The sequence below is a fragment of the Sodalis sp. RH14 genome (genome assembly GCF_047324285.1).
GTDB lineage: Bacteria > Pseudomonadota > Gammaproteobacteria > Enterobacterales > Enterobacteriaceae > Acerihabitans.
Map to the genome: position 1 here is coordinate 3,844,936 of NZ_CP178739.1, position 18,599 is coordinate 3,863,534.

The 18,599-nt window shown below is 53.9% G+C and carries 16 protein-coding genes and 1 tRNA gene; 7 read left to right on the forward strand and 10 right to left on the reverse strand.

Features of this window, described 5'->3' with window-relative positions:
• Positions 1–270: 270 nt before the first annotated feature.
• Positions 271–1,476 (reverse strand): Bcr/CflA family multidrug efflux MFS transporter, encoded by a 1,206-nt coding sequence (locus ACL2XQ_RS17390; RefSeq protein WP_410016770.1) that lies wholly within the window; start codon positions 1,474–1,476, stop codon positions 271–273.
• 70 nt (positions 1,477–1,546) lie between these two features.
• Positions 1,547–2,257 carry a 16S rRNA pseudouridine(516) synthase RsuA gene (gene rsuA / locus ACL2XQ_RS17395; protein WP_410014288.1) on the reverse strand — a complete coding sequence of 237 codons (711 nt, stop codon included), beginning with the start codon at positions 2,255–2,257 and terminating at the stop codon, positions 1,547–1,549.
• A 204-nt stretch (positions 2,258–2,461) separates the two neighbouring features.
• Between rsuA and ACL2XQ_RS17400 the strand changes: the two genes are divergently transcribed.
• Together ACL2XQ_RS17400 and rplY are read left to right on the forward strand one after the other, a co-directional pair.
• Positions 2,462–4,222: a DEAD/DEAH box helicase gene (locus tag ACL2XQ_RS17400; protein WP_410014287.1), complete on the forward strand. Its 1,761-nt coding sequence runs from the start codon at positions 2,462–2,464 to the stop codon at positions 4,220–4,222.
• Between the two features lie 128 nt (positions 4,223–4,350).
• The gene (rplY, locus tag ACL2XQ_RS17405; RefSeq protein WP_410014286.1) at positions 4,351–4,635 is read left to right on the forward strand and encodes a 50S ribosomal protein L25; all 285 of its coding nucleotides are present in this window, start codon (positions 4,351–4,353) and stop codon (positions 4,633–4,635) included.
• 612 nt (positions 4,636–5,247) lie between these two features.
• On the opposite strand, the gene yejK is transcribed toward rplY, so the two are convergent.
• Entirely contained in the window at positions 5,248–6,255 is a 1,008-nt protein-coding gene (gene yejK / locus ACL2XQ_RS17410) for a nucleoid-associated protein YejK (protein ID WP_410014285.1), read from the reverse strand.
• Between the two features lie 180 nt (positions 6,256–6,435).
• Here yejK and ACL2XQ_RS17415 point away from each other — a divergent pair, with 180 nt between their 5' ends.
• The 4 genes from ACL2XQ_RS17415 to ACL2XQ_RS17430 all read left to right on the forward strand — a co-directional run bounded on the left by ACL2XQ_RS17415 (position 6,436) and on the right by ACL2XQ_RS17430 (position 9,462).
• A complete protein-coding gene (locus ACL2XQ_RS17415; RefSeq protein WP_410014284.1) occupies positions 6,436–6,663 on the forward strand; it encodes a YejL family protein in 228 nt (75 codons plus the stop codon).
• 20 nt (positions 6,664–6,683) lie between these two features.
• Positions 6,684–8,459, forward strand: a complete 1,776-nt coding sequence (yejM, locus tag ACL2XQ_RS17420) for an LPS biosynthesis-modulating metalloenzyme YejM (protein WP_410014283.1) — start codon at positions 6,684–6,686, stop codon at positions 8,457–8,459.
• A 78-nt stretch (positions 8,460–8,537) separates the two neighbouring features.
• Positions 8,538–8,614 (forward strand) — tRNA-Pro (locus ACL2XQ_RS17425).
• Between the two features lie 140 nt (positions 8,615–8,754).
• Complete coding sequence (locus ACL2XQ_RS17430) at positions 8,755–9,462, forward strand: SOS response-associated peptidase family protein (protein WP_413732370.1); 708 nt, start codon at positions 8,755–8,757, stop codon at positions 9,460–9,462.
• A gap of 6 nt (positions 9,463–9,468) precedes the next feature.
• Here the strand turns inward: ACL2XQ_RS17430 and umuC are convergent, their stop codons facing one another.
• From umuC to ACL2XQ_RS17455, 5 genes are all read right to left on the reverse strand, one after another.
• Positions 9,469–10,737: a translesion error-prone DNA polymerase V subunit UmuC gene (gene umuC, locus ACL2XQ_RS17435; RefSeq protein ID WP_413732368.1), complete on the reverse strand. Its 1,269-nt coding sequence runs from the start codon at positions 10,735–10,737 to the stop codon at positions 9,469–9,471.
• A gap of 2 nt (positions 10,738–10,739) precedes the next feature.
• Positions 10,740–11,159, reverse strand: coding sequence for a translesion error-prone DNA polymerase V autoproteolytic subunit (gene umuD / locus ACL2XQ_RS17440; protein WP_413732366.1), 420 nt, complete (start codon positions 11,157–11,159; stop codon positions 10,740–10,742).
• 239 nt (positions 11,160–11,398) lie between these two features.
• The gene (locus ACL2XQ_RS17445) at positions 11,399–12,205 is read right to left on the reverse strand and encodes a hypothetical protein (RefSeq protein ID WP_413732365.1); all 807 of its coding nucleotides are present in this window, start codon (positions 12,203–12,205) and stop codon (positions 11,399–11,401) included.
• A 1-nt stretch (position 12,206) separates the two neighbouring features.
• Positions 12,207–13,976, reverse strand: a complete 1,770-nt coding sequence (locus tag ACL2XQ_RS17450; protein ID WP_413732364.1) for a prophage tail fiber N-terminal domain-containing protein — start codon at positions 13,974–13,976, stop codon at positions 12,207–12,209.
• Between the two features lie 56 nt (positions 13,977–14,032).
• Positions 14,033–17,440 (reverse strand): phage tail protein, encoded by a 3,408-nt coding sequence (locus tag ACL2XQ_RS17455; RefSeq protein ID WP_413732362.1) that lies wholly within the window; start codon positions 17,438–17,440, stop codon positions 14,033–14,035.
• 176 nt (positions 17,441–17,616) lie between these two features.
• On the opposite strand from ACL2XQ_RS17455, the gene ACL2XQ_RS17460 reads away from it, so the two are divergent.
• The gene (locus tag ACL2XQ_RS17460) at positions 17,617–17,832 is read left to right on the forward strand and encodes a hypothetical protein (protein WP_413732361.1); all 216 of its coding nucleotides are present in this window, start codon (positions 17,617–17,619) and stop codon (positions 17,830–17,832) included.
• On the opposite strand, the gene ACL2XQ_RS17465 is transcribed toward ACL2XQ_RS17460, so the two are convergent.
• Positions 17,806–17,967 carry a hypothetical protein gene (locus tag ACL2XQ_RS17465; protein ID WP_413732360.1) on the reverse strand — a complete coding sequence of 54 codons (162 nt, stop codon included), beginning with the start codon at positions 17,965–17,967 and terminating at the stop codon, positions 17,806–17,808. The genes ACL2XQ_RS17460 and ACL2XQ_RS17465 overlap by 27 nt on opposite strands.
• Positions 17,968–17,991: 24 nt before the next feature.
• Entirely contained in the window at positions 17,992–18,585 is a 594-nt protein-coding gene (locus ACL2XQ_RS17470; protein ID WP_413732358.1) for a tail assembly protein, read from the reverse strand.
• Positions 18,586–18,599: the final 14 nt, after the last annotated feature.

An 18,599-nucleotide genomic window follows, 5' to 3' on the forward strand; every position in this document is an offset into this window, starting at 1 on the left:
GCGTCATAAGCCCTGACGCACGCTAACGCAAAGCAGGCGAAGCCCTCGCCGGGGCGACATTTATCTTCACGGAAGCCCAATATTGCCAGGACGGCGATCGTTAAACCTACACAAGATGTGTAAAAGGGAGAGCGTGCCAATGGGGTCGAATCGGCGTGGTGTTCCCGCCCAACAGAGCACCCCATGGCACGGTAAGCCCGCCAACACCAAACCCAAAACAGAAGTGTTAAGGGAGAACGTGCCAACGCCCGGCGTGTGAAAAGGAAAACGCTATGACGCGGTACGCGCCGCCCGCCGCGGACGGCTGGCATACAGATAACACAACATCGCGCTGATGGTGCAAAACGCCATGGACAATACCATCGGCCAGGCGCTGGAAAACGTCGCCAGCGACAACAACGCACCGATTACCGCGCCCACGCCGAACCGCAGCGTTCCCGCCAGCGACGAGGCGGTACCGGCCATATGCGGAAAATCATCCAGGATCACGGCCATGCCGTTGGACGTCACCATCGCCACGCAGCCGACAAACACCGCCACGCCGATAACCAACGGCCAGAACCCCAGGTTCATGCCGCAAACGATCAACAGCCAGATACCCATCAGCAACTGGATAAACAACCCGAAACGGAACATCTTCTGCGCCCCGAAATGCCTCACGCTCCGGCTGTTGATAAGCGTCATGATAAACAAAAACAAGACGTTAAGGGCAAAATAATAACCGAAATTCTGCGGCGAAACGCCGTTAAGATTGATATAGACAAACGGCCCGGCGCTCAGGAACGAAAACATCCCGGCAAAGGAAAAACCGCTGGCCAGCATATAGCTGAACACCCGCTTATGGCGAAACAACGCGCCGAAGTTGCCGATGGTGGTGCGCAGATTAAACTTTTGCCGCCGCTCCCTGGGCAGCGTTTCCCGGATATACAGCATCACCAGCACGGTGGCCACCAGCGCCGTCAGGCTCATGATCCAGAAAATGGCATGCCAGTTAAACACCACCAGCAGCACGCCGCCGATGATGGGAGCCAGCAGCGGCGCCACCGTCATCACCAGCACCACAAACGACATCATGCGTGAAAAATCATCCTTGGTGAACATATCGCGCATCAGCGCATTGATCACCACGCTCGCGGCGGCGGCGGACAGACCATGCAAGAAACGCATATTGATCAGCTGCTCCACCGATTGCGACAGCGCGCAAGCCGCGGCGGCGACGGCAAAAAAGAACGTGCCGAACAGAATCACCGGCTTACGGCCCAGGCTATCGGCCAACGGCCCGTAAAACAGCTGGCCGATGGAAAACCCCAGCACATAGGCGCTCAGGGTCATCTGCACGCTCCCCGCGCCGACGCCGAACTCCGAGGCAATCAGCGGCATGGCCGGCAAATACATATCGATAGCCAATGGCATCAGCATCGACAATAAACCCAGGATGACGATTAAACCGATATGGGATGTCCGGTCTGCTTGCACGTTGTACGACTCCTCGTTCATGCCTTTATCAATCCTGCACGGCCGGCGGACGCACCGCCCGCCGTCGTTGTCACGGACGTGCCGGCGCGCCTATGCCGGCGATTTCATCGGCGGTCAGCGCGCGGTATTGGCCGGGTTCCAGATCCGCATCCAGCACGATGGCGCCGACACGTTCGCGATGCAGCGCCACCACATGGTTACCCACCGCGGCGAACATTCTTTTCACCTGATGATAACGCCCTTCGCTGATGGTCAGGCGCACTTCGCGCTCGGCAAGCTGCTCAAGCTGCGCGGGCCGGGTCGGCAGTTTTTCGCCGTGAAGCATCACCCCTTCGGTAAACTGACGCGCGATATCCCCGTCCAGCGGATCCTCAAGCGTCACCAAATAGGTCTTTTCACAGTGATGTTTAGGCGAGGTGATCCAGTGGGACCACTGGCCGTCGTCGGTCATCAACACCAGGCCGGTGGTATCGATGTCCAGACGTCCGGCGGCGTGCAGCTTGTCCGGCACCGGTTCGTCCATAAAATACAGCACGGTGGGATGATCGGGATCGTCGGTTGAGCACACATAGCCCTGGGGTTTGTGCAGCATAAAATAGCGCGGGGCAAGTATCTGGTGCAGGACCCGATCGTCAAAGCGCACTTCATGTTGCGCCAGCAGTTGGAACGCGCCCTGTTTCACCGTATCACCGTCGACGGTCACCCGCTTGGCGCGCAGTTCCCGTTGCACCAGCGCCCGGCTGATACCTAACTGTTGAGATAAAAATTTGTCCAGTCGCATTAACGTCGTTTTGCCTGTAATCTTGGAAAGCGCCCGGCAACGATGCTCCACCCGCCCGGTAAGGGAGGCGCGCGGCCGGACCAAATGGCCCGAATCCGCTATCGTGCGGGAAAGGCGGCGAATGCCGCATATGCTTATAAAGTGAAATCACAGTATAACGGGGCTTGCCTGCCGAGCATAGCCGACAACGAGATTCATTTAGAGATGTCCTTCACCCTACGTCCTTATCAGCGCGACGCAGTCAACGCGGCGGTGGATCATTTTCGCCGCCACGACGAACCGGCGGTGATCGTGCTGCCCACCGGCGCCGGCAAAAGCCTGGTGATCGCCGAGCTGGCGCGCCTGGCGCGCGGCCGGGTTCTGGTCCTGGCCCACGTCAAGGAACTGGTGGCGCAAAACCATGAAAAATTCCAGGCGCTGGGACTGGAGGCGGATATCTTCGCCGCCGGTCTGCAGCAGCGGGACAGCCGGGGCAAAGTGGTGTTCGGCAGCGTACAGTCCGTTGCGCGCAACCTGGATCAGTTCGACAGCGCGTTCTCATTGCTGATTATCGATGAATGCCACCGGCTCGGCGACGGCGACGACAGCCAATATCAGCAGGTCATCCGCCATCTGCGCCTCGCCCGGCCGGCGCTGCGCATCCTGGGACTGACCGCCACGCCCTTCCGCCTCGGCAAGGGATGGATATACCAATACCACCATCACGGCATGGTGCGCGGCGACGAGCGCAGTTTCTTTCGCGACTGCGTCTATGAGCTGCCGCTGCACTATATGATCAAACACGGCTTCCTGGTGCCGCCGGAGCGCCTGGATATGCCGGTGCTGCATTACGACTTCAGCCGCCTGTCGCCCAATATCAACGGCTACTATGCCGAGTCGGAGCTGAATACCGAAGTACGGCGGCAAAACCGCATCACGCCGCTTATCGTCGGCCAGATACAGGAGTACGCGGCGGATAAGCGCGGCGTGATGATCTTTGCCGCGACGGTAGAACATGCCCGCGAAGTCCTCGGCCTGCTGCCGCCCGCGCAGGCGGCGCTTATCAGCGCCGAAACGCCCCAGGCGGATCGCGACCGGCTGATCGACGCCTTCCGCCGGCAATCGCTACGCTACGTGGTTAACGTGGCGGTGCTGACCACCGGTTTTGACGCTCCCCATGTGGATATGATCGCCATCTTGCGGCCCACCGAGTCGGTCGGCCTGTACCAGCAGATTGTCGGGCGCGGACTCCGGCTCTATCCCGGCAAGACCCGATGCCTGATTCTCGACTATGCCGGCAACGGCCACGATCTATTTTCTCCCGAGATAGGCCAGGCCAAACCGGCCGGAACCGGCACGCCGGTCCAGGTATTCTGCCCGCTCTGCGGCTTTGCCAATATGTTCTGGGGCAAAACCACGCCGGAGGGCGAAGTCATTGAACACTACGGCCGCCGCTGCCAGGGTTTCGAGGAACAGGAAGATGGCGAACGCCGCCAATGCGATTTTCGCTTCCGCTGCAAGATCTGTCCGGACTGCGGCGCCGAAAACGATATCGCCGCCAGGCGCTGCCACGAATGCGATAAAATCCTGGTGGATCCGGACGATATGCTCAAGGCGGCGCTGCGGCTCAAGGACGCGCTGGTGCTGCGCTGCAGCGGCATGACGCTTGACTGCGGGGGCGACGGCAAAGGCGAATGGCTGCGCATCACCTACCATGATGAGGACGGCGCCGAGGTCGCCGAGCGTTTCCGGCTGCATACGCCGCCCCAGCGGCGGGTGTTCGAGCACCGTTTTCTGCGTCTGCACCAGCGGGCGCCGGGGGTGCCCTTTCCCTGGCAAACCGCCGCCGATATCCAGCGCGCGGCGGACCGGCTGCGCGCGCCGGATTTTGTCGTCGCGCGCCGCCAGGGCGCGTTCTGGCAGGTAAGGGAAAAGATTTTCGACTACCAGGGCCGTTATCGCCTGGCCCACGAATTGCGCGGCTGACGGGGTTTTATTTGCCCCGCCGGGGTATTTCCGGTAGAATTCCGCCCGCTTTACTTTAAAGCACGTCTATCCAACCTGCTGCTGGGTCGCCTGTAGCGGGGTTACTTTTTTAAGTATCGAGAAAATACATGTTAATTATTAATGCAGAAGTGCGTAAAGATCAGGGTAAGGGTGCGAGCCGCCGCCTGCGTCTAGCGAATAAGTTTCCTGCTATCGTTTATGGTGGCACCGAAGCGCCGGTCTCTATCGAGATGGACCACGAAATCGTGCTGAATACCCAAACCAAACCGGGTTTCTATAGCGACGTATTATCACTGGTTATCGACGGCGCCGAAACTCAGGTTAAGGTTCAGGCGGTACAACGCCATCCGTTCAAACCGAAACTGACTCATATCGACTTTGTCCGCGTTTAATCGCGACTAACCGATACGATAAAAGGACGCCGCTTACGCGGCGTTTTTTTTTGCCCCATGGCGCGGTAGGCCCGCCAACACCGGACTCATAGCAAACGTGTTCAAGGGAGACCGTGCCGATGGGGTTGAATCGGGCGTGGTTTTCCGCCCGACCGAAGCCCCATGGCGCGGTAGGCCCGCCAACACCGGGCTCATAGCAAACGTATTCAAGGGAGACCGTGCCGATGGGGTTGAATCGGGCGTGGTTTTCCGCCCGACCGAGGCCCCATGGCGCGGTAGGCCCGCCAACACCGGGCTCATAGCAAACGTATTCAAGGGAGACCGTGCCGATGGGGTTGAATCGGGCGTGGTTTTCCGCCCGACCGAGGCCCCATGGCGCGGTAGGCCCGCCAACACCGGGCTCATAGCAAACGTGTTCAAGGGAGACCGTGCCGATGGGGTTGAATCGGGCGTGGTTTTCCGCCCGACCGAGGCCCCATGGCGCGGTAGGCCCGCCAACACCGTACTCACAGCAAACGTATTCAAGGGAGACCGTGCCGATGGGGTTGAATCGGGCGTGGTTTTCCGCCCGACCGAGGCCCCATGGCGCGGTAGGCCCGCCGACACCGTACGTTAGCTTCCGCCGTTCTGGCGACGGGTAAGCTGATCGCGCAGGTTCGGCGGCGTACCTTTGATGGTCAGGGTATCGGTGGCGGGGTCCCAGAAAATACGCTCGCCCAACAGCTGCGCGTCAAAATTCAGCGTAACGCCGCCGCCGCTGCCGGCATACTTGGTCAACTGGCGCAGGGTGCCGCGGTCGGCCGGAAAACTCTCCTCCAGCTCATACCCCGCCCCGCTGGCAAACGCCTGAAAGGTTTTATCGCCCACCGGCGGCAGGGTCCCGGACAGCTCGGCCACCGCGATCTCCTCGCCGGACGACAGCTGATCCTTACAGTAGCTGTATACCTGCTGGCGCACATTCTGCCGCTCGCTTTTATCAAGCTGGGCATCGGCGCAATAATCATCCACCGCCTGCAACAGCCCGCGATTCTGCGCTTTGGCGTCCAGCCCTTCGCTGGCGGCGAGGAAATCCATAAAAAAGTCGGACACCTTACGGCCCACTCGTCCCTTCAGGAACGTCAGATAGCGCGCAGACTGCGGATTGGTATCCCATTCGGTCAGATCGATACGCGCCACGATATCCGCATGGTTTATATCCAGATAATGGGTACTGCTGATATCAAGCTGTTCATTCACCCGCATACTGCTCAGGCTGTTCAACACCGCGATCAACAGATATTCCACCGCCAGGTAGCGGTACTGACAAAACAAAACGACGCCGCCCTCGGCAAAAGGATATTTGGCCAGTTCGTCGCGCAGCCTGCCGGTGGCGGCGCGGGTAAACGCCAGGAAGTCTTCATCGCCCTTACGGCAGCTGCGCAGCGCCGACGCCAGCTCGCTGCCTTCGTTAAACAGACCATAGGCTTTGTTTTTCGCGCTATATACCCGGTGCAGTTCCGCCATCATCTCCGCCACCGCCGCGCTGGGGGACAAAAGCGAATCGCGCAATACCAGTTCCAGCGTTTGCTCGTCGCGTTTGATAAGCTGATGCAATGCTATCTGGTCAATATCCAGACTCATGATTTATTCTCCTTCGGGCCAGGTGCGTATTCAAACACTGAATAGCCCGCAGCTCAACCGGTGTTGCGCTGGCACAGCACATTGCGCAGGGGCGCCCCGGCTGAAAAGCGATAAAAAAGCGGAAAAAGCGGAGTTGATACGGTAAGATAGCGGACTTTAACAGATTACTAAGAATATATTATGCCGCAAGCATCCCGTTATAGCGACGAAGAGGTTGAAGCATTGCTGGGCGAACTGTCGGCGGTGCTGGAAAAGCACCGTACGCCAACCGATTTGTCGCTGATGGTATTGGGTAATATGATTACTCATGTGATCAACACCAGCGTGGCGCCGGAACAGCGCAAAACCCTGGCAAACTCCTTCGGCGAGGCGCTGCTCTCCTCCGTCCGGACTCACGATACGCATTAATGAGCTGCCAAGACTGATTTATGGTGACAAATAGCCAGCGCTACCGTGACAAAGTTTCCCAAATGATCAGTTGGGGTCACTGGTTCGCCCTTTTCAACATCCTGCTTAGCCTTGGGCTCGGCAGCCGCTATCTTTTTGTCGCCGACTGGCCCGGCTCGCTGCTGGGCCGCGTTTTCGCGTTCACCAGCTGGCTCGGCCACTTTAGTTTTATCGTTTTTACCCTTTACCTGCTGATTATCTTCCCGCTGACCTTTGTAGTGATGTCGCAGCGACTGCTGCGCTTTCTGTCGGCCATTATCGCCACCGCCGGGCTGACGCTGCTGCTGGTGGATACCGAGGTATTTACCCGTTTCCACCTCCACCTTAATCCGGTGGTCTGGGAACTGGTGGTCAACCCCGACGAAGGTGAGCTGGCGCGCGACTGGCAGCTGATGTTTATCGGCATCCCCATCATCTTCCTGGTGGAAATGCTCTTCGGCACCTGGTCATGGCAAAAGCTGCGCAGCCTTAACCGGCGTAAAATCGGCAAGCCCGTGGCTATCGTGCTTATCTGCGCCTTTTTCGCCTCGCACATTATCTATATCTGGGCGGACGCCAATTTCTACCGGCCGATTACCATGCAGCGCTCCAACCTGCCGCTATCCTACCCCATGACCGCGCGCCGCTTCCTGGAGCGGCACGGCCTGCTGGATGCGCAGGAATACGAGCGTCGCCTGGTGCAGCAGGGCAATCCCGAGGCGGTGGCGGTGGAATACCCGTTAAGCCCGCTGCAATTCCAGAATAAAGGCAGCGGATATAACCTGCTGATCATCGCCACCGGCGCCCTGCGCAACGATACCGTCGACCAACAGATGCCGACGTTAAAGCAGTTCGCCGCCGACAACGTGCGTTTCACCAACCATTTCAGCACCGGCAATCATGCGGATACCGGGCTGTTCGGGCTGTTTTACGGCATTTCGTCTTCTTATATGGACGGCATCCTGGCGGCGCGCAAGACCTCGGTATTATTCGATGCGCTCGGCAAGCAGGGCTATCAGCTGGGCCTGTTCTCATCCAACGGCTTCGGCAGCCCGCTGGACAGGCAGGCGCTGCTGACCGATTTCAGCCTGCCGGAGCCGGTCAGCCAGCCCGACAGTCAGACCGCCCAGCAATGGCAACAGTGGCGCGCGGCGTCCACCGGCGATGCGCCCTGGTATTCTTACGTGGAATTCAACGGCACGGATATCAACGCCGGCCTGAATAACAAGCCCAACCTGGCGGAGCATTACCAGCAGGGCGCTCAGCGCCTGGACGGCTATATCGGCCAGATTATCGCCACCCTGCGCGCCAGGGGAGACCTGGAGCATACGGTGGTAGTGATTACCGCCGCCAACGGGCTGGAGCTCAACGATCGCAAGAACGGCCATCGGGAAGCCGGCACACGCCTTAACCGATACCAGCTGCAGGTGCCGCTTATCATCCACTGGCCGGGCACCCCGCCGCAGGTGGTGACCAAGCTGACCTACCACAACGATGTCACCGCCACGCTGATGCAGCGCCTGCTGCATGTCGCCACCGATGCCAGCGACTATACCCAGGGCGAGGATCTGTTTGCGCCAAGGCGGAGCAACGATTGGGTGGTCAGCGGCGATAACGGCACGCTGGTTATCAATACGCCGACCCAGAGCATCGTGCTGCAAAGCAACGGTGATTACCGCACCTACGATCTTAATGGCGACGTTATTCATAACGCCAAACCGCAGCTGGCGCTGCTTTTGCAGGTACTGACGGACGAAAAACGCTTTATTGCCAATTAACTGCTTAAATCTAAAGCAGTCAATTCAATGGGCTATTGCAATCAACGCAGGACAAGGTAGTATAGGCGCCCATGCAGTCGGCATGTAGCGCAGCCTGGTAGCGCACCGTCATGGGGTGTCGGGGGTCGGAGGTTCGAATCCTCTCATGCCGACCAATCATCCTGAAGAAAACCAACCACTTGTGGTTGGTTTTTTTTCGTCTGCATTTTGCTTGGGGTAAAATGGGGGAAAAACCAGGGAAAAACCGCACCATTTTCTATACTTCAAATACCCTCCTCCTTATAAGCTGATCTCTATGTGCGGACGATTTGCCCAGATCGAAACCAGAGAACAATATCTCGAATCACTTAAGCCTGACGTCGAATTCGTTGGCGCCCTCGATGGCGAGCCAATCGGACGCTACAACGTTGCGCCAGGCACCCGCGTTCTACTGTTAAACCAGCGCGATGATAAATTGCACCTCGACCCCGTAATGTGGGGATATCAGCCGGCTTGGGCCAAAGAAGCTGGCCGCCCTCCCCTCATCAACGCGCGCGTCGAGACGGCGGCTACGGGGCGCATGTTTAAGCCACTTTGGAATACTGGGCGCGCACTGGTCATGGCAGACGGCTGGTACGAATGGAAGAAAGATCCGGACGACGCAAAAATTAAACAGCCGTATTTCATTTATCATGAAAGCAAGGCTCCTATATTCTTTGCGGCTATAGGTCGATTTCATCCCGACGCCCTGGATGCGCCGGATGACGATGGATTTGTTATCATCACTGCGGCCAGTGACAAGGGCTTGGTCGATATCCATGACCGCCGGCCGCTGGTTATGACGAGAGAGGCTTCCCTCGAATGGCTATCACCCGAGATAACGCCGGAACGCGCCGAAGAACTGGCACATGATTTCGCCATACCGGCAGATGAATTTTCTTTTCACCCTGTCGCTAAGGCCGTGGGGAATATTCACAACGACAACGCAGGGATCATCAAACGCATCGATAACCCTGTCGTTTGAGTTGCATCACTTTGCTTTCACGATCGGCAAATCCTTGTATCTGGTCGTGTACGCCGGCGAGAGAAGCGCCCGCTTCATTTGCCACGCCTGCTGTATGCCCTGCCCCGCAAACCAGACCTTACCTTTCCCAGAGTGATTAATCCCATCCAGTACACGCATGAGCGCTTCGCTGTTGGCCCGCGGTTTATATTCATCGAATAGAGCCAACTGCGCTACTCCGATGCTATAAAAATCCCCCAACATCACACCGGCTTTCTGATAGCGCATGCCAGGCAAGAAAATTCTGTCCAGGCACTCCATAGCGACGCGGATAATGTCGCGGGTGTCATTGCTCGGGATGGTGAGACTTCCGGTCGCCTGGTTGCCATAATAGGGCTCATCCACCGCAAACGGACTTGTTTTGATGAAGACAGAAATTTTCTTGCAGTACTGACGTTCGCCCCGCAGTTTCTCCGCCGCTCGCTCGGCATAAGCACAGACCGCCTCGCGCACCATCTGGTAGGTGGTGGCCCGTTCCCCGAACGACCTCGAGCTGATGATCTCTTGTTTGGTTGGCGCAAACTCTTCCATCGCCATGCATGATTCGCCATTGAGTTCCCGAACCGTGCGCTCCAGCACAACGCTGAAATGCTTGCGGATAAATGGCGGGTGGCTATCAGCCAGCTGCAAGGTGGTAAAAATACCCATTCCATTTAGCTTTTTCGAAATCCGCCGGCCAACGCCCCAGACTTCCTCCACCGGCATCAGCGCCATCAGCTTACGCTGGCGCAGCGGAGAGGACAGATCCACCACGCCGCCGGTTTTGCTCCATTGCTTAGCGGCATGATTGGCGAGCTTGGCCAGCGTTTTTGTTGGGGCAATGCCTACGCCAACGGTCAGCTTTGTGCGCTGCTTTACCCTTTCGCGTACATCTCGCCCAAACTGCTCCAGGCTCATGCAATTGCTGACCCCGGACAGGTTCATGAAAGCCTCATCAATGGAGTAAATCTCAATTGATGGCGCCATCTCCTCCAGGGTGGTCATGACCCGGTTTGACATGTCGGCATACAGCGCGTAATTGCTGGAAAACACATGCACGCAGTGTTTCCGTACGATGTCTTTAATCTCGAAAAAAGGGTTCCCGGTTTTGAAGCCGAGCTTTTTTGCTTCAGCCGAACGCGCTATTACGCAGCCGTCATTGTTACTGAGAACGATGACCGGCTTACCTTGCAGGTCAGGACGAAATACTGTCTCGCAGGATGCGTAAAACGAGTTCACATCCGCCAGGGCAAACATGGTCAGGGTGCCGAGTGAATGATAAACGTCACCACGCCGAATATCTCGACATTGTCCTCTAAACGTATTGTGATGGCCTGATAAGCCGTATTCATGGGTAATAGGCGTGGCGTCGGGGTGAGTTGCAATTGCTTGACAGTAAATTCACCGTCTACTGCCGCGATAACAATTTGCCCATGCTGTGCCGTGAGAGCGCTGTCTACGATTAGCATGTCGCCCTCGTTGATAAACCCCTCGATCATCGAGTCGCCGGTTACCCTGACAAAATAGGTCGCAGCTGGATGGCTCACACATAACTGATTCAAATCTATACGGTTTTCAATGTAATCTTGGGCTGGGCTGGGAAAGCCAGCGGGCACCCGCTCCAAAAAAAGTGGGAGGGGAATTACTTCGGCAAGTTCAACGGCCCGATAAAAAATCATGTTCGCATACTCAAATGGATCATCACTGTTATTTTATACAGTATATGCACGCCATGCGGATATTGTGAAGCGAAGCGGGAGAGGAAAATCGTAGGGCGTTGAGCGGAAGGGAAATTTAGTTTTGCGGCGCGTTTCGCAAGAATGTCGCGCCGGTTTGATGGAGGCCGATTGGTTCGGTACAGTGCGCGTGTACTTCCAAAGGGCCAGGGAAGGCCCGACCTAAAGCGTGATATTCCTAGTTAGATGGTTATTCCACTTAAAGCTTGGAGTGCCCTGGATTCTGTATACGCCTTTGCGGCCTGCTTATCTGTGCATGCGCCATTATACGCTCCAAACTCTGCAATACGAAGTGCGGGGCTAGCCCCTGATATTGCCGAGGAGTTAGGAGCATATCCTACACGTAAAGGCGTTGTTCTCACCCTCGCCGCTAAATCATGCGGGATCTGAGTGACATCCTTTGTCAAAACGCCTTTATAACCGGAATAAATAGTTGCAGTATATGAAACTGGATCAATCACCATCATACGAAAAACGAAATCACCCTTTTCAACATTCTGTTGAGCATTTTGTAAACCAGTTCTGTTAGCGCTAGGAGTTGAATCCCAATAAACATATCCTGTTGCATACATCCCGTTAATTTGTGTATCTCCACTACCACGCGGGTATCGCTCCAAAAAATATGTCCCATATCCTGAACCGGTTGTATTTTGAGAGCCATCATTAAAAGGGATCGCGTTTAGAATATCATAAGTCAGGTCACCTTGTTTATGAACTGAGTAGATGCTAATGGCCTCGGTTGCTAATACATTTGTTTCAAGACCGTTGGTTTTCGTAACAAAAACACCCTCATCATCAAAGGTGACATTACCTGTACTTGTTCCGGCTAGGTTAAATAGAGCACCCGCCCCACTTATATCAACTAAACTGGCTATTGACCTTTTAAAATTCCCCTTTATCAATAAAGGAGGCATTTCAATAGAGGGAGTGAAAAGCTTTATTGAATTCGGATTAGTAATTATTCCGCTTCCGGCAATAATAGTCGTCATATTATTTCACCCATAGTCTTGCTAATTCGTAAGTTTTTCCCATGAAAAACTGGTCAGTGTAAACCGTTATGTCAGCATTTAACCTTCCCTGAATAAGCTCCGGGTATCGTAAAGAAAGGAACCCACCCCACCCACCCCCAGTAACTGGCTCTTGATCATTAGATAAGCCAGCTATGTTCTTGAACCAAACGGGATCGTATACGCCGTGAATAGTGGTTTCTATCAATAGAAATAATTTTGAGCTTCTATTGTATAAATCCTCTCCTTTTTGTATTGCCAACTCACACATCATTATCAAAGGTTCTAGTGCGAAACTATGATAATAAAGTACACGTTTCAACCTGTCTAGTTCAGTTGTCAAGGTCCCATCTTCTTGTATGCGGTTCATTGCTAAATCATATTGATTTAGAGAAAATGTTTTAAATTCTTCTATGCCGGTAACGAGATAAAGCGCATACACGGAGGCGGCGCACCAGTATGCGTGATTATTTGTTTTAGCAGAATATCCATCAAAATCAAGTATCATGGTATTGCCGAGGTCAGTAAACCAATCAATAATTTCCCTTCTCAACTCAAAGTTTATTTCATTTTTCCCTATAAAATAACAAATTGCAAAGTTTGCGACTCGCCAGTGTCTCTCATATGATGCGCCAGGATTACCTGACCCATTTCTTATTACCATCGAACGGCGCATAGCCCACTCATACAACCACTCCGCAGCCTGCCTGCCTGAAGCGGCATCACCTCTCACTGCGTAATCCAAAGACATGCCATAAAGACCTATATTGAAATCGTTTAAATCTTTTAGCATGATAGGTCTCATGAACGCGTTTGGATTTGGCGTTGCATTATCTGCCAGATATATCCCTGGTGGGTTAAGGTGATATACAGGACTTGGATGTTCTATTAACTCACAAATATTGGTTTTAATATGACCGTTTTTATAAAAAACTGTCCAAGGTGTCACCCCATCGGTTTGGTCACCAATAACCATGGCAATATAAGGATCAAAAATTATTTCTGATGTATCGTGCGAAACCCCCCCGCCATAAAATTTACCTCGTTCATCTGAATAAACGTTACCAAACCCATCTGAACCAGCCATGCCATTTATTATTTTTCTTCCATTTGGTAAAAATATATCGTCGCCTTTTATAACAGATTGTCCAAGAATATCCATATCAGATTGAACCGCATCCACTGCTCCTTTGCCAAGTGCCTCAATTCTTACTACAGCTACGCCGTTCACGTTCTCGAATGTCTTATATGAAATATCCGCGCCGCTTCCATACCCTACCGTGAAGATCTGGCCGTTAGTGGTATTGGCCAGCCCCGTGGCCTCGTCAGGTTGAAGGTTGCCAGAGGTGATAGCAGATTGGGCGGCTGTGACGGTTATGTCTCGGGCTGCGAGTGTTTCGTCCCGGGCAGCCAGAGAGGCAGTGCGCATTTCTTCAACTGTGGCGACAATAGCGGGGGTGAGTTCTGTCTCTCCAGGTGCTGTTAGAAAATCATTTAACGTCCCAGCAGTTGAATCGGCATACACCGCTATGGTGCCTACCTTTTCGTAAGGCTGGCCAAAAGCCTCGATCATAACCTCGTGCGTGCCGACTTCGACAGATAAGGAATAACTGCCGTCGCTGCCAGTGACCGAAGTTGAAGGGGCCAGTTGAACAACTGCCGATGATGTTTTCACCGCGCGAAGCTGTATTGTTACACCCGAGCGCGGGTCCCCATTTGGGCCGATAAGTTTGCCACTGATAGTTACTGCCATTTATTTCTCCCAATAAAAAATCCGCCGAAGCGGATTTCTCTTTGTCGTCAATGAAATCAGGACCAACTGTTATTTCGTTTACGGCATGCTATGAATATCGCTGGCCCGGCGTAGGCGTCATGAGTACCACCCCCGCCGGTAGTTTTGGTCACTTTGAGACTCATCGTCTTAGCCTGCCCTTGCGGCACATCCACCGTCCAGGCTCCCGAGGTGCCGTTGTAATCGGTATTGCCACCACCTAACGCATTAGCATTGGTTTTGAACGTGATGACAGAAACACCGTCAACAAATATTTCTGCCTTTAACTCGATATAGGCGTTTCCGTCACCTCCCTGCGGGCTGGTTGATGCCCAGGCATTTAAGGGGAAAATAACAGACAATGTTCTGTCGATATAATTATCAGGATTTAATGTTTTGGTGTAATTGCCCTCATGGCTTGACGAGCCGGACGGTGTACTGACGTTTATATCCATGGACGTCATTACGGCAAGGTCACCCTCAAGATGGTTGGCATAAACGGTGCCGTTGAAATAGCCGTCCGTTGCCTCAATGCGCCCTTTGAATAAACCATCCGTGGCATAAACTGTTCCCCGCACCGTAACATCATTGAATTCTGAGCTGCCATCCTTACCGATATGCCAACCTGATTGACCCGCTACCCAGTTGTTTGACTGGATGTAATCGCCGATCTTGGCGTTGGTGATAGTTCCGTCTTTGATAAAGGCGATATTCATAAACACCTGGCCGCCATCAATGGCAAAGGGTACCGAGGTCACGCCATTGGTTTGATTAAGCACAGCGAAACGGTCGGCCAAAATCAGCACCTGGCTTTGCATGCCTGACGGGGTGTTCTCTACCCCTACCCCGATCCCGGCCAGGTATTGCTTGCCGTCCTGAGTGGCACCGACCTTTACCGACCACATGTTTTTTAACTCTCGGGCATCCTGGATGGGCGCCAATAAATCCTGGCCCAGCTGCGTATCAGTGATCTGCCCCTTCAGGTAATCCAGAATTTCAGAGGCATCGCTACTGGATGCGCCATTAATCCAGTTTGTCCATGGCCCCTGATTACCTGTTTTGTCCACCAGCCGGCCTTTAAACCAGAAGGATTTGCCGGCGGCAAGGCCGGTCATGGTGTGGGAGTTTTGCGGGTAGGCGTAGTCCCCCAGGAGCGATGAACCATCATCCGATCCTTGGGTGTTGATCCAAATCTCCGTTTTCTGCGTATCCTCGGCGCCGGCCGGGAATTGCCAGGACAGCGCAATGCCAAATACCTGGCCGGTGGCGGTAAAGCTGGCCAGCGCCGGCGGATTACCCTCTTTGCCGTTCAGTTGTGTTTCAAGAGCGTTTGCCCATACGCTGGAAATCTCCGAGGCATTTATTGCCCTCACGCGCGCCTGGTAACGGCCAGCATATATCCCGGTCACCTCAAAACCCTGCGCGGAGGTGCGCGGCCCAGTTATCCAGTTGCCGTTGTCTTTACGCCATTCAGATTCATAGGCAATCGCGCTGTCTGCTTTATCCCATGTTACCCGCATCGTGGTGACCGCCAGGCCCTGGGCGATAGCGGTAAAGCTGCTGATCACCACATTTGACGGCGGCGGCTGGACGCCAGGGGGGATAACCGTAACCGGCCGATCTTCTATCCGCGCGCCGGTATCGATGCGCGCAAATTTATTCGGATCGTACTCTATGGCGGTAATATCGAACGACACTCCATCGTCACCCGCGGTAATGCCAGTGACGCGAAACAGCTGCAGGGCCAGGTTGGTGGCATCTACAGCCCAGACACATTCCGGCTCCGGTGTTTCTGAATAGCCCGTGGTAACGGTGACGACCTTGCCGGATACCGACGAAATGGTGCGCCCTTCGGATTTGCCGCTGGGCAAATTAATAATCAGCCGTTCCCCAACGGCTGCTGAAGAAACACGGTCAAGGGTTATATTACGCCCAGCTGCAGCGCTGATTCGTCCACCGAGTGGCCGGCCAGCGAGCATTTCGTCAGCAATACCGATGATATAACCCGGCAATGGGATTTTACCGTCCAACCCCACGGTGAAGGACACCACGCGGTCCTTGTCGTTGGTTTCCAGTACCCAATCACCGCGCCTTATCGACTCCGTTTGGCGGATACAGCCTATAGCGGTGATATCGGCCTGCTTAATGCCGTAGCGCCTAATCAAGGCTTTTTTAAACACCGGCTGCACCGCGTCCTGATAACCATTTGCCGGGTCTGACCACGAAACCATGGCCGTACTGTAATGGGTTTTCTCGCTGGCGCTGGCGTAAGTGAATTTTCCGTCTTTAACATTCGCCCGGGTAATTGCGTAATCCATGTCCCGCGGCATATCTGCCAACACGTTCATTTGATTGTTGGCCCAGAACATCATGCCGCGAAAAACAGCCACCAGGTCATTGAGGACGGTCCACGCTTCCTCCTGAGATTGAATATAAACGTCGCAGAGAAAACGCGGTTCAGTCGCCCCACCACCACGGCCATCGGGCACCAACTGATCGCAATATTGAGCAATCGTATACAGGTCCCATTTGGTGTAATAGAGATTGGCAGCGGTGATCCGTTCGCCCAGGCCAAAACGTTCAGCCATTAGAATGTCATAAGCCACCCAGGCAGGATTGTTTGACCAGGCCCATTTAAACGTGCCGTCCCAGGTTCCGCTGTAAGTGCGAGCAACAGGGTCATAGGTTGTCGGCACCCGGATAATGCGCATTTTGGGTTCGGATGAAACCACTGGGATATTTTGAAATTGGCTGGCGTCGAACTGAATAAACAACAACGCCGTTTCGGGATAGCGTAGCTTGGCGTCGATCACTTCTGTTATGGCTTCGATCACCATGGTGTCGGCAATAAGGTTACTGGATGAATTGGCAGTAAGACGACGGACGCGGATTTGCCAGCCAGTGGTTGCCGCAGGTAGATCAATGCGATGGCTACGCTCGTAAGTGGTCGTGGTTTTTCCATCGACCGCAGTATTCAGCACTTCCTGATATGCTCCACCATCTGTGGCTACATCTACCGCATATTGGATCCGGTAGCCCACCACATCGCCGTTGCTTTTTTGCTGTTGCAAAGAAGACCAGGAGAAACGCAAGCGCACAGCACTTAGCTCGGTATTGGTCACAGCCCGGATCCATGGCGTCTGGTTGGTCAGTTCCAGAGCAACGGCAGTTTCGTTTTCGACATCAGGCATACCGGCGATATAGGACTGGTCCGGCGTTCCGGAGCGAAACTCCCATTGCACCCCGGGAAAATTTATTGTGCCGTCGGCGCTTTGGATCGGGGTTCCATCAAGTTGAATTTTTGTGCCGTCCAGGTCACCCAGCCACTCCCCCTCGCCAAGCGCAAACAGCATTTTGGCATAGGAGGTGGATTGCAGTGAGTCGGGGGACTCAACCGGCGTGTGGGTGCTGGCACTACCGCCTTTCTGACCTTCGATTGATGGCATGTTTTCTCCGGGCATAAAAAAAGCCCGCCGAAGCGAGCCGATAGCTGATCAAATATCAGGATTAACCTTTGGTTACGTAAGGTTTATGTTAAGGATTCAGCCCGCCCATACGTTCACATGGGCGCACCTTGCCAGAGAGATGGCTGAAAACCTCTGAGTTAAAAAAGGCAAAACTTATGACGGAACAAGAGAAAGAAGATTTGCGAATATTACAAGTGCGGGTTGGAGCCGCTGAATATGTAATTCGTTTATTATGTAGTCAACATCCTGAGGGTGAAAGGAAATTTTTAGCACAATTAATTAATCAAGAAAAAAATAAATGGAGTGTATCTAATCCATTAATTACTGAGATTATGGATCAAGCCTTATCTTTGATAGCTCAGCAAAAATGATGCATCGGCGGCCTTCAATGTGGCCGCTTTCATCATTCTATGCACTTGCTCATTCTCATTCTTGGCTTTTTTTATCTGAATTCTAATTTCCGTCACTTCTTTTTCAAGCGCGGCAATACGTTGTGATTCGTTCATATTTGCTCCTGAATTTAAACTTGATTACTGTTGATCTTCCGCGTAGATTCCGGCTGAAATGATGGCCCCCCCAATACGGCGTTTGCCATAGCCAATGGGTACCGGGTTGCCTTGAGCGATTGAATTTACCGGGCCACCAAAGGCGTAGCTGGGCTTATTGTCAGGATCCTGCCGACTTGCCAGTCCGCTCTGCTGGGGTGAAAGCATCTGGACAACGCCGCCAACCATCATTGCCACGCCAGCTGGAACTAAAGCAAGGCTTGCTCCACCAGTAAATCCCGATAAAGCATATCCAGCGACCACAAGAACGGCACCAAGTATCGTCTGAAATAATCCCGCCCGCTTGCTGCCAATAATAATTGGCACGATCCTAATTTCATCATCGCCCACACCGAAATCCAATTCATCTTTACTAATATTTTTCTTTCCTTTAAATACTGAAAAGGTTAGCCCACGATCTTTAGCCGTCATCAAAAACCGCTCAAAGCCAGGAAGCACCGTACAGCATGCTTTAATTGCTTCCTGCGTTGTATTAACTGATAAATTAATTATTCCTTTATTTGCCTTCGTAAACTTTTTCAATGATCCATAAAGGTGAATGGTTTTCAACTCTGACATAATTCCTCCATTAA